This is a genomic window from Acinetobacter pittii ANC 4050, assembly GCF_000399685.1.
Lineage (GTDB): Bacteria > Pseudomonadota > Gammaproteobacteria > Pseudomonadales > Moraxellaceae > Acinetobacter > Acinetobacter pittii_E.
The window spans coordinates 1,017,509-1,030,032 of sequence record NZ_KB976987.1; the positions used below are offsets into that span (position 1 = coordinate 1,017,509).

The 12,524-nt window shown below is 38.2% G+C and carries 9 protein-coding genes; 4 read left to right on the forward strand and 5 right to left on the reverse strand.

Going from position 1 to position 12,524, the window contains the following annotated elements; genetic code table 11:
- Positions 1 to 40: 40 nt before the first annotated feature.
- Together F931_RS08635 and F931_RS08640 are read right to left on the reverse strand one after the other, a co-directional pair.
- A complete protein-coding gene (locus tag F931_RS08635; protein ID WP_016141002.1) occupies positions 41 to 3,151 on the reverse strand; it encodes an efflux RND transporter permease subunit in 3,111 nt (1,036 codons plus the stop codon).
- Complete coding sequence (locus tag F931_RS08640) at positions 3,151 to 4,296, reverse strand: efflux RND transporter periplasmic adaptor subunit (protein WP_016141003.1); 1,146 nt, start codon at positions 4,294 to 4,296, stop codon at positions 3,151 to 3,153. Before F931_RS08640 ends, F931_RS08635 begins: the two co-directional genes overlap by 1 nt.
- Before the next feature lie 146 nt (positions 4,297 to 4,442).
- Between F931_RS08640 and adeR the strand changes: the two genes are divergently transcribed.
- Positions 4,443 to 5,171, forward strand: a complete 729-nt coding sequence (gene adeR, locus F931_RS08645) for an efflux system response regulator transcription factor AdeR (protein WP_016141004.1) — start codon at positions 4,443 to 4,445, stop codon at positions 5,169 to 5,171.
- A gap of 48 nt (positions 5,172 to 5,219) precedes the next feature.
- Positions 5,220 to 6,290, forward strand: a complete 1,071-nt coding sequence (gene adeS / locus F931_RS08650) for a two-component sensor histidine kinase AdeS (protein ID WP_016141005.1) — start codon at positions 5,220 to 5,222, stop codon at positions 6,288 to 6,290.
- A gap of 84 nt (positions 6,291 to 6,374) precedes the next feature.
- On the opposite strand, the gene F931_RS08655 is transcribed toward adeS, so the two are convergent.
- The 3 genes from F931_RS08655 to F931_RS08665 form a co-directional block, all read right to left on the reverse strand.
- Complete coding sequence (locus F931_RS08655) at positions 6,375 to 7,250, reverse strand: phytanoyl-CoA dioxygenase family protein (protein ID WP_016141006.1); 876 nt, start codon at positions 7,248 to 7,250, stop codon at positions 6,375 to 6,377.
- Between the two features lie 46 nt (positions 7,251 to 7,296).
- On the reverse strand, positions 7,297 to 8,220 hold the full coding sequence (locus F931_RS08660; RefSeq protein ID WP_025470299.1) for an alpha/beta hydrolase: 924 nt from the start codon (positions 8,218 to 8,220) through the stop codon (positions 7,297 to 7,299).
- Positions 8,221 to 8,291: 71 nt separating this feature from the next.
- Positions 8,292 to 9,827 carry a flavin-containing monooxygenase gene (locus F931_RS08665; protein ID WP_025470300.1) on the reverse strand — a complete coding sequence of 512 codons (1,536 nt, stop codon included), beginning with the start codon at positions 9,825 to 9,827 and terminating at the stop codon, positions 8,292 to 8,294.
- 418 nt (positions 9,828 to 10,245) lie between these two features.
- Between F931_RS08665 and F931_RS08670 the strand changes: the two genes are divergently transcribed.
- Positions 10,246 to 10,851, forward strand: a complete 606-nt coding sequence (locus F931_RS08670; protein ID WP_016141009.1) for a TetR/AcrR family transcriptional regulator — start codon at positions 10,246 to 10,248, stop codon at positions 10,849 to 10,851.
- Positions 10,852 to 11,094: 243 nt separating this feature from the next.
- Positions 11,095 to 12,444 (forward strand): OmpP1/FadL family transporter, encoded by a 1,350-nt coding sequence (locus F931_RS08675; protein WP_016141010.1) that lies wholly within the window; start codon positions 11,095 to 11,097, stop codon positions 12,442 to 12,444.
- Positions 12,445 to 12,524 lie beyond the last annotated feature (80 nt).

Below are 12,524 nucleotides of genomic sequence, written 5' to 3' on the forward strand. Positions count from 1 at the left end.
GAGCAAGGGAAATAGGTTAATTTCCCTTGCTTTATTTCATTTAAGATTTAATTTTCTGTTTGGAAGAAAACAGTTTTTCGGCTGCACCTAGTACAAAGATGAAGAATACCGGTACAAAGAAAATTGCTAGAATGGTTGCTGAAATCATACCGCCAAACACACCAGTTCCAAGCGCATGTTGTGTTTCAGAACTAGCGCCTGTCGCAATCACTAAAGGCACCACCCCACAAGTAAAGGCAAGAGAAGTCATTAGAATAGGGCGTAAGCGGAGTTTGGCTGCGGCAACAGTAGCTTCAACTAAACTCATTCCTTCTTCTTTAAGCATCTTGGCGAATTCAACAATCAAAATCGCATTCTTGGCGGAAAGACCAATGATGGTAATCAGACCAATTTTGAAAAACACATCGTTCATCAGCCCTTTGGTCATAATGGCAATGATTGCTCCAAAAATACCTAATGGCACAACCAGCATAACCGATAGCGGAATTGACCAGCTTTCATAAAGAGCTGCGAGTACGAGGAATACCACTAACATCGACAAACCAAGTAAGAAAGCCATTTGTGATTCTGATTGTTTCTCTTGAAGAGAAATACCAGTCCATTCATAACCAATCCCTTTTGGTAATTTTGCGATGAGTTGTTCCATTTCACGCATTGCATCACCAGATGAAGTATCGAAGTTAGGAATACCCGCAATACTCAAAGATGGACGTCCGTTGTAGCGGTTGTATTGTTGTGGCGCTTTGTTCCATTGAGGTGTCACAACTTCCGATAAAGAAACTAACTGACCACTTGCACCCATCACTTTAAGATTCAAAATATCTTGCAATTTCATACGTGATTTTGCTTCAACTTGCACAATCACTTGCTGCATACGACCTTGGTTTGGAAAGTCATTGATATACATTGAACCCATTGACGTTGAGATGATGTCTGACACGTCGGCAAATTTAACGCCGAGTGCATTTAATTTATCTCGGTCAATTTTTAAAGAAATATTGTCTCCTTGAGGTAAACCCTCATTCCAAACCATATAAAACTTCTTATTTTTGGCTGCCATTGCCATTAATTGATCTTGGGCAGCAAGTAATGCAGGCATACCTAAGTTCGCCCGATCTTGTAATCGAAGACTAAAGCCAGAGAACGTGCCTAACTCATCAATGGCTGGAGGTAGAACGGCCATAGATGAACCTTCTTTACTATGTGCCATTGTTTCATTAATTGAGTTGGTCATCTCAGATGCTGACGATTTTCTTTCTTTGAAATCTTTTAGTGTTGTAAAGGCAACGGCAACATTCTGACCTGAACCACCGAAACCCCAACCTAAAATTGATGTATTACTTTTAACATCTGGATTGTCTTGTATGCTTGCTTCAAACTCTTTCACCACACTTTTAGTTCGTTCAGTAGAAGCATCAGATGGAAGTTGGAAGGTTGTTAAAAACCAACCTTGATCTTCTTCGGGCATGAATGCGGTTGGCCAAAATTTCATTCCGGCAAAAGTCGCAACTGTAATAATGATAAATAGCACCATCATTGGAATGGTATGTTTGATGACCTTAAAAAGAATGATTTCATACTTTTTAGTAAGGTTATCAAAGGTACGGTCAAACCATGCAAAGAACCCTTTTTTCTGATGGTGTTCATCAATTGGTTTAAGAATTGTCGCGCAGAGTGCAGGGGTTAAAATCAATGCCAATAATGCCGAGAACAAGATTGACACCGACATGGTGAGCGTAAATTGCTTGTAAATGATTCCGACTGAGCCACTTGCAAACGCCATTGGTAAAAATACGGCTGCAAGTACCAAGGTAATCCCAATAATTGGACTGGTGATTTCCTTCATTGCTTTAGATGTCGCTTCTTTAGGTGGTAAGCCTTCAGTCGCCATAATCCTTTCGACATTCTCTACGACCACAATGGCATCATCGACGATAATACCGATGGCGAGCACCATACCAAACATGGTGAGCACGTTAATCGAGAACCCTGCAAGCAACATCACAGAGAATGTTCCTAGCAATGCAATAGGGGCAACGATTGCTGGAATAAGCGTATAACGGACATTATGAAGAAACAGATACATTACAATGAAAACCAAAACCATGGCTTCAATTAACGTGTGAATTACTTTTTCAATAGAAATTTTAACAAATGGAGCAGTATCATAAGGAATACTAAATTGCATACCTTCCGGTAAATTGACTTTTAACTCTTCAATTTTGGCTCTGACACCTTCAGCCGTTTTTACAGCATTTGCGCCAGGGCTAAGCTGGATTGCTGCCGCCGTTGCCGGTTTACCATTTTCTAAAATAGCGAAGTTATATGCTTGTGAACCAATTTCAACATTAGCTACATCAGAAAGTCTAATGACACTACCGTTGATCTTACTTTTTAAGCTGATATTTCTGAATTGTTCAACGTCATTTAATTGTCCTTGCGCAGACAAAGGAACTGTAATGAGCTGTCCTTTCTCAGCAGGTAAGTCACCTAAACGGCCGGGAGCGATTTCGACATTATTTTCACGAATTGCCGCATTTACGTCACTGATTGAAAGACCATATGAAACTAACTTATTTGGATCTACCCAAATACGCATGGCCTTTTCGGCGCCAAATGATTGGACTTTACCTACGCCTTCAACACGTTTTAGTTCTTCGACGACGTTACGGACTAAATAATCGCTCAGATCAACTTCAGAATATTGATTGTTAGGTGAATTAATACCCACCAACATCAAGAAACCTGAAGACGAAGCCTCAACTTGTAAACCTTGCTGACGAACAATTTGAGGAAGACGAGCTTCAACGGCTTTAATTTTATTTTGCACATCAACTTGAGCCATATCGACATCTGTACCCGGTTTAAAGGTCGCCGATATTTGAGCCATACCCGAGGTGTCTGTCGTTGCGCTGTAATAAAGTAAATTTTTAACGCCGGATAGTTCTCTTTCAATCAGAGTAACGACACTATCGTTAATCGTTTTGGGTGTCGCACCTGGGTAGACAGCACTAATGGTGACTTGTGGAGGCGCAACACTAGGGAAGCGTGCTATAGGAAGTTTGGGAATACTGAGTAATCCAAACAAAATAATGAAAATCGCAATCACCCATGCAAATACGGGGCGACGAATGAAAAATTGTGACATCATCATTGAGCTCCTTGAGTAATGGGTGCTTCCCACTTACTTATTTCAAGCTTTTGATTCGGTTGAATACGATCAATTCCTTCAACGATGACTTTGTCACCTACTTTGAGTCCTTTATTCACTAAGTAGAACTGTTCATATTGTTGTCCAAGCTCGATCGGACGAACCTCTGCTAAACCTTTAGCATTAATGACATAAACCTGTGGGTCACCATTGTTATTACGCTGGATTGCTTGGGCAGGTACAAGGAGGGCTTGAGGTACGGATGCTCGGTCAATATTGACACGTACATACATTCCAGGAAGCAATTTACGTTCAGGGTTGTTCACTACGATACGAATGGTGACATCACCTGTTTCTGGATCTACATTAATATCTTCAAACAGCATTTTTGCGCTGACGTTGTAGAACTGACCATAGCTATTAGAAATACGAACAGTTTTATCGCTATTAGCAGATAATTCGCCGTTTTGTAATGCCGTTTGTAAGCGCTCGTATTCACCAATAGATTGCTTTACATCAACATACACTTTGTCAATCTGTTGTATGGTCGCCAAAGTATTGGTATCACCTTGGCTGACTAAAGCACCTTCGGTCACAAATGATTGCCCAATGCGACCAGAGATTGGTGCGCGTACTGTTGCATATTGCAAATTAAGGTTTTGGCGTGCCAATAAAGCTTTCATTTGTGCAACATCAGCTAAAGCTTGGCGATATTCAGCCTGAGCATTGCTGACTTCCTGTTTACTAATCGCATTACTTGGTAAAAGTTGTTCATAGCGTTCCAACTGGACCTTTAAACGTGCGACTTCAGCTTCGGCTTTATTGAGTGAAGCTTTGTTGCTGTTTACATCAGCCTGAAAAGTTTCAGCGTTAATTTTGTATAAGGCTTGTCCAGCTTTAACTTCACTACCTTGAGTAAATAATACCTTTTCGATAATACCGCCGACTTGCGGACGAATTTCAGCAGTACGGAAGGCTTGAACGCGAGCTGGAAGGTTCTCGCTAAAATTAACGGATTGTGGCTGGAGACTTAATACACTGACTTTTGCGGGTGGGACTTCTGGTTGTTTAGCCTCTTCGGAACTACAACCTTGGATGATTAGCCCAATAGATAAAAATAATGGAAGTAAGAGCTGCTTTTGCATGCTGTCTAAACCTTGGGAGTTTTTGATGCTGCTATTATTTTTGTGCTCTGTGTAACGACCATCACTGAAGTGTGGAAAAAGTGTGGAGATCTGCAGATAAATTAGCGTATCATTTAAAATGATTGTAATTATTCGATGATTAATTCATGTTCGAAGCTTCATTTTCTTTTGATTGCCGTGATAAACAAATTCTTGTTGTAGAAGATGAATACGATATTGGGGACATTATTGAACAATATTTAAAACGTGAAGGCATGCGAGTTATTCGGGCAATGAATGGTAAGCAGGCAATCGAAATTCATGCATCACAACCCATTGATTTGATTTTACTTGATATTAAATTACCTGAACTCAATGGTTGGGAAGTGCTTAGTAAAATTCGTCAAAAAGCACAAACGCCTGTCATTATGCTGACTGCATTAGATCAGGATATTGATAAGGTGATGGCCTTACGAATCGGTGCAGATGATTTTGTAGTCAAGCCTTTTAACCCGAATGAAGTGGTTGCGCGTGTTCAGGCTGTTTTAAGAAGAACCCATCAAAACAAACAGACGGCGAACAAAAATCTGCATTATAAAAATATTGAAATCAATACCGAGATTCATAGTGTCTATATCAATCAGATAGACAGGAAAATCTTACTCAACCTGACGTTAACTGAATATAAAATACTACTCTTAATGATTAATCAGCCGCACAGAGTATTTACTCGAGGTGAGTTAATGAATCAATGCTTGCCCGATAGTGATGCTTTAGAAAGAACGGTTGATAGCCATGTCAGTAAGTTAAGAAAAAAACTAGAAGAGTACGGGCTTGAACACATGCTTATTAATGTCCGCGGTGTCGGATATAGATTAGATCATCCCCAACAATAATAGGATTAGATAGAAGAAATCCAACATGCTACAAGTTGAGAAAAGACAATGAAAAATAAATTAGGGATTAATAAGCAATTTTTTATTGCTTTTAGTATGGTGAATTTAAGTATCACTTTATTGTCTGTATTTGTAGGCTATGTTGTTTATAACTATGCAATTGATCATGGATGGCTTTCATTAAGTTCCTTGCAAGGAGACTTTACAGATTTTCATCTTGTTGACTGGATTTGGCTAGGTATAGTCATTTTATGTGGTTCAATTATTTCTTTAATTATTGGAATGCAGTTAGCAAAAAGATTTATTGTGCCCATCAATTCATTGGCAGATGCCGCGAATAAAATTAGTGAGGGTGATTTATCTGCTCGAGCAAATGATCAAAAAGTTCACTCCACAGAGATTTATACATTAATTTTAAATTTTAATGATATGGCTCAAAAGCTTGAAAGTTCTGTACACAATGCACAAGTATGGAATGCAGCTATTGCTCATGAATTAAGAACACCCATCACAATTTTACAAGGTAGATTACAAGGCATCGTAGATGGAGTTTTTAAAGCTGAGCCTGAACTCATCCGAAGTTTGTTGAACCAAGTAGAGGGGCTGTCCTACCTAGTAGAAGACCTGAGAACATTGAGTTTATTTGAAAATAAACAGCTTAAGTTAAATATTGAGTCAGTTGACTTTTTGAGATGTGTTGAAAAAGTAATACGGATGTTTGATGAAAAACTTAGACAATCAAATTTCACTATAAATTACGACATTTCTAATGATCTTGTATCTTGCGATGCAAGGCGTATGGAGCAAGTTTTAATCGCATTGATTGATAATGCAATTAGATACTCTAATCCTGGAAATTTAAACATTAAGTCTTCAGTTGAACAAGGACAATGGATTTTAGAAATAGTCGATGAAGGACCGGGAATCCCCGTTGAATATCAAAAAGAATTATTTAATCCTTTTTATAGAGTGGAGCAGTCCAGAAATAAAGCTTTAGGAGGAACAGGGTTAGGTTTGGCAGTTGTGCAAGCCATTGTTTTAGCTCACTCGGGCACCATTCGATATGAAAATCGCAGTCCAAATAGTGCTTTTATTATTCAAATAAAAACAATTATTTAATCTAAAATATTTATCACTTTTAATAAAAAAGAGAAATCTCAATTCATGCAGATTTCTCTTTTTTGATATTTAGCGTGGTAAGAATTAAATTATTCCAGACGTTTTAAAGTTTTGAACATTTAACATATCTATTGGATTCATCATTTTACCGTCGTGTTCAACAAATCCAACAAATGTCGTGCTCATATTCCAGCCTAGCAAGCCTTTTAGCTCATCTGGAAAGTTTTTAACTGTGTCAGACGATAGAGATAAATAATGGTTTTCTTCCTGTCGTAGAAAGCCAAGATCATAAGACATGGTCAATCCTATACGAGGCGCATGGCTTACATTAGCTCCGCCGCCATGATAGGTAGAGCCAATCCATATTAAAGCATCTCCAGCTTTCATTTCAGCCGCGATCGTTTCGTCTTCTTTAGGTACTCTTTGATCATCCCACAAATGGCTGGAAGGGATGACGCGTGTAGCACCATTTTCTTCAGTAAAATCAGTGACGGCAAACATGATTTGTACCCTAGCTTCACGTCCATAAACTGGATGTCGCCACATCCATACAGTATCGTCACGATGTAAAGGTTGAGCTTTTTGACCGGGCCAAATTTGAATTGCTTGTGTCACACCCACTTGGATGTCTGGACACAATTCAATTTTATTTTCACCACTCCAAGCATGTAGAGGAGTTTGAAGAATAGCTTTTGCAGTGTCTAAAAATACTGGGTTCATAGCAACTAACGGCATTTGCGGCAAGCGGGCAAATAAACGACTCATTCGGCGGGTCTTAGTACCTGCAAAATAATCATCTTCTCCGTCAGGAATTAATTCTAATTGCTTTGAGAGTGCCTCATAAATATCTTTGGTAATTTCATCATTTAAAAAACTTTCAATGATGACCCCACCATCTCTTTTAATAATCGAAACGATCTCATCGATTTGTGTATCTTTGCTTAATTTAACGAGTGACATAAGATTTCCTTATCCTTTATGATTAAGAATATTTCAAATAAATTTATTAGCTTTTAGGCCTATTTGTTTTAGGGGCAAATAACTGCTTTAAAAATTCAATTTGGTCATTTAGTATCTTGCCGTGCCAAGATTCTGTATAGAAATCAAAATGATCAATAGGGTATTCCAATAGTTTAGAAGGCCCTTGAATTAGGCCTGCCGTTTTTCGAGCTGGGTTAGGTGGTGCAATTTGGTCATTAGAGCCGACTTGTATCAAAGTAGGACACTTAACATTTTTTGCAAAAGTAACTGGTCGGTTGTATGAGACTTCCAGAGCTGCACGAGCACAGACTTCATTACGCCAAGTTGGACCTGCCATTGCGGTATAACTTTCTTCAGCACCCGGTGTACTAATCATGGCAGCAGTACCAGGTTGTCCAACAATTGGTATGAGATGTGGAGGACGTTGAGCTATGGCATGAATCAAATCTTTGATGCCATGGCCTATAGCCGTCGAGATCTGTTTTATTCCACCATATTGGAAAACTTGTTTTAACGCTGCTAAACCATCTGTAGCAGGGTTCATGGAGATGACGGCTGATATTTTTGGATCTTGTGCAGCAACCACTACCACATGACCACCAGAATACGAAGTACCCCATAGCACAATGCGATTTCGATCAACGAGTGGCAAACTTCGTGCAGCTGCAATCGCTGCATGGTAATCCTCACGTTGGTTAATATAGGATACATGTTGTCTAGGTAATCCTGCTGACTCGCCAAATCCACGGTAGTCAAATATAAAAGTATCAAAGCCTGCTTGGCTGAACGGCTCGGCAAAATCTAATAATCCTGTATCTTTTGTACCACCAAAGCCTGTTGCCATAACAATGCAAGGTCGTCCTCGAGATGTCATAAACTCTTCTGACGTTGCAGGGATATACCATGCAGAACAGGTAATTCCTTTACTTGTAAATTTAATATTTTCCATCATATTTTCCCTAATTGATTTTTGTCTTTGCTTTTCAGTTTAGAAACAAAGATGCATATTTAATCGTGATATTAAGCTTGGATTTTGATCTGTTCGGGCATCGTTTCTGCAGTAACGACGCTGGGTTTTTTCTTAGGCTTAATATTTGTAAAACATAGTTCTTTATCAAACACTGGACCTTTACGAAGTCGTTCAACATCGAATTTATAATCTTGTTTTACAATCCATGGACCTTCTGTACCTGCCATTGGAAATTGTGCAATGCTTCGTTGAATGTAGCCTGAGTTCAAATCCACAAATGGAACACGTTTCATGTTTTTATTACTAATTACAGGTGTGAATGTTCCATACTTATTTTCATCCATGTAATCTAGTAATCTACAAAAGTGTTTCCATACCAAATCAACTTTTAAGGTCCATGCAAGATTGGTGTATCCGAATGCGAAAGCAAAATTGGGAATATTGGATAACATCATCGATTTGAAAATCGTGGTATCTGGATAATCTATTTTTTTACCATCAACAGCTAATAAGGTTTTGCTAAATACAACTGCATTTAGACCTGTTGCGGTCACAATAATATCGGCTTCTAATGTTTTACCCGATTTAAGTAAAATGCCATCTTTGGTAAAACGCTCAATATGATCGGTTACTACAGAAGCTTTCCCTGCAGAAATGGCTTTGAACATATCTCCATCAGGTACAACACATAAACGTTCATCCCATGGATTGTATTTCGGTGAAAAGTGAGTGGCGACATCAAAGTCTTTTGGTAGGTTTCGTTGTACATCTGAGATTAAAAAGCGACGCATGAGCTTCGGAAAGCGACGACTTAAATTGTAGACTCCTCGAGTCAAAGCAATATTTTTACGGCGGATAAGATCGAAAGCACGTTGTGGTGAGAGGACGCGATTGAGTGTATTTGCGATTGCATCTGTACTTGGCGCTGCCATGACATAACTTGGTGATCTCTGAAGCATGGTAATATGCGCCACCTTTTGAGCCATCGCCGGAATTAAGGTAACGGCTGTAGCGCCACTACCTATGACCACGACTTTTTTGCCAGAATAATCTAGGTTCTCTGGCCAATGTTGAGGATGAAGGAGGAGCCCTTGAAATTCCTCGGTTCCCTTAAACTCAGGTGTATATCCGTTATCATAGTCATAATAACCTGTACTCATCAGTAAGAAGCGGGAGCGGAAAGTGGATAAAGTTTTTTGATCTTTACGCTTCACCTTAACTGTCCAAAGACCTTCAGTAGATGAGAACTCCGCACTTGTCATATAATGGCCAAATCGAATATGAGATTCAATTTCGTTCTCAGTGATCGTTTCTTTTAAATAATTACAGATCATTTGAGCACTGCCAAAAACCCTTTTATTGGTCCAAGGTTTAAAGCCAAATGCAAAAGATTGCATGTCTGAATCTGAGCGAATGCCTGGATAACGGAACAGGCTCCAAGTGCCTCCGATTTCGTCACGGCCTTCTAGCATAGTGAATGTTGTATTCGGTCTATATTTTTTTAAATGGTATGCTGCACTAATACCTGAGATCCCTGCACCGATAATTAAAACATCAGTAATAGCAATTTGATCTGATGTACTCATATCTTTTTCCTCTTCACACAATTTTAATAAATTGAGCATCAGTTAGATTCTCTAAGATGATGATTTTTATAATCTTCATCTTCCCTGATGAACAAAGTCCTTGAGCCAATCCACTTTCACTTCGATTTAAATCTAAGTGAGGTTTAGGTATGTGTGAATATTATTAAGCCAATAATTACACACTGTCAATGACTATGTGTAATTATTGCTTGCAACATAGATAGCTTAATTATTACAGTCATGTGGAGGATGATATTTTTAATTTAAGATTATGATTTTTATAAATTATATTTTATTTTTAATTAAGTGGTTTCTTCTTGTATTACGTCATTAGCATATGTGATAAGAGGGGATAAAGACTTGTCGAAAGATTTTTTAATACCTACAATGACGCCATGCTAAAAGGAAATAGGACAATATGACAACCTCTCGCCGTAGACCTAAACATGATCCAAAAGAATCTGAGCGAGAAATATTAGAAGCTGCTGAACAGTTTTTAAATGAACATCATTTTCGTGACCTCAATATTGATGAGGTCATGCGACGTACAGGTTTAAAACGTCCGGCTTTTTATGTCCATTTCCGTGATAAACACGATCTTACGCTTCGTCTTGTTGAGAATATCGCTAGAGAATTGTTCAATATCACAGAACGGTGGTTGGCAGGAAATAATCTTCAAGACGATCTAGAGCGTGCCTTAGTCGACTCTATAAATGTCTATATAAAACATGGTCGTTTATTAAGGGCCTTTGTTGAAGCAGCAAGTGGAGATGAACGTGTTGATAGCGTCTATCGAACTATAATTCAAGACTTTATCAAGGCCGCTGCTCAACATATAAGAGCAGAACAGCAAGCAGGAAATATTAAACAAAATTTAGATGTCGACGAAACAGCGAAAGCACTGATCTGGTTGGAAGAGCGTTATCTTTCAGAAGCATTCGGGCGCTCATCTCCTGTAGAACCTGAAGTCGTTATCCGCGTACTTCGAAATATTTGGACTTCGACACTTTACGTGAACAAATAAGAATTCCACCTATACGTTTAATCGATTTTAGATTTAAAAATATTTTACTTATTAGCTGATTATATTGAACATTATAAACAAAGATAACAGATTTTCCTATTAATTACACAGAGTCATTGACATTGTGTCATTAATTTTATAGCTTGTATTTTGTTCACTATGATTACTGCACATAACTTTAGTGAACAAATAAATTGCTAGGTACTTAGCGATTTAACAAAAATTATAATTTAAGGATGAATAATGGAAAAATCTCTAAGCAAGGATTGTGCTGACTTAAGATCACACTTAAAAAGAGTGAAAGATACTTTTGTAACTAATCCAAAGAAATATTTCTTAAGCAGCAGACTTCAGTTGAAATCTGGCCCAATTATATTGAGCGTAATTGGTGTTGTTTTTAGTAGTTATAGTCAGGCTTCTGCACTTGAACAGTCGGGCCAATCGATCTTACCTTTTTTAGAAGCTGGTAATTATGCAGAAGCAAATGCCTTCGCTGTTGATCCTTCTGTTTCTGGCGTAGTTCATGATCGTCCAGATCTTGGTAAACCTAATCAAAGCCGAGATACAGGAAATATTGGGCAAGATAATCAATTTTATACTGCCGCCTTAAAGCTACAACTCACAGACCAATTCAGCTTTGGGTTACTTTACGATCAGCCTTTTGCTGCAAAAACAGCTTATCCACTTCTTCCTAATAATAGTTATTCTGATGATGCCAGCCATGAAGGTACATCTGTAAATGTAAAAAGCCAAAATTTAAGTTTTATTTTAGGTTATTCACCTATTAAAAACTTTCAAGTGTATGGTGGACCTGTCTATCAAACGGTAGAAGGTGATGTCTCTTTCAGGGGAATGGCATATACCGAAGCTTTTAATGGATACAATGCTAAATTTAAAGAGAAGGGAGAGCTAGGTTGGCTATTAGGAGGAAGTTATCAAATTCCGGAAATTGCGCTTAAAGCCGCTATAACTTACCGTTCAAAAATTAAATATGATTTTCAGGTAGATGAAAATATATTTGGTGAGCCACTACAATACACTGCGCCTGCAAAGACAAAAGTCGAAACACCTCAATCAGTAAATATAGATTTTCAAACAGGTATTGCTGAAAAGACGCTTGCTTATATGAGCCTTAGATGGGTGAATTGGAAAAAATTTAATATTCGTCCGGCGCAATACGATGCTCTTACAGCAATGTATATGGATGCATTAACGGAAGGGGCATATAAACAAGGTATTGATTTGGATTCTTACCAAAAAGATCAATATAGTGTAACGCTTGGGTTGGGACATCAGTTAACTGACCGTTGGAGTATTGCATCTGATATTGGCTGGGATTCTGGCTCGGGTAGTCCAGCTTCAACGCTTGGACCAGTGAAAGGATACTGGTCTTTTGGACTTGGTGCTCAATTTAATCCATCGCCTAATTATTTTATTGCTGCTGGCGTAAAATATTTCTGGTTAGGAGATACTAAAGCTGAAGGTGGTGGCTACTATTTACCAATCGAAGGTATTAAAGAATTTTCAGAGCAAGCTGAGTTTAAAAATAATCGTGCAATTGCATATGCGTTAAAGTTTGGATATCGCTTTTAGAAGAGTTATGAATAACTATTTAGTGGGATAGAGTTTTATAAATTTCTTTTTATTTATCATTTCAAATATGAAATTAATTT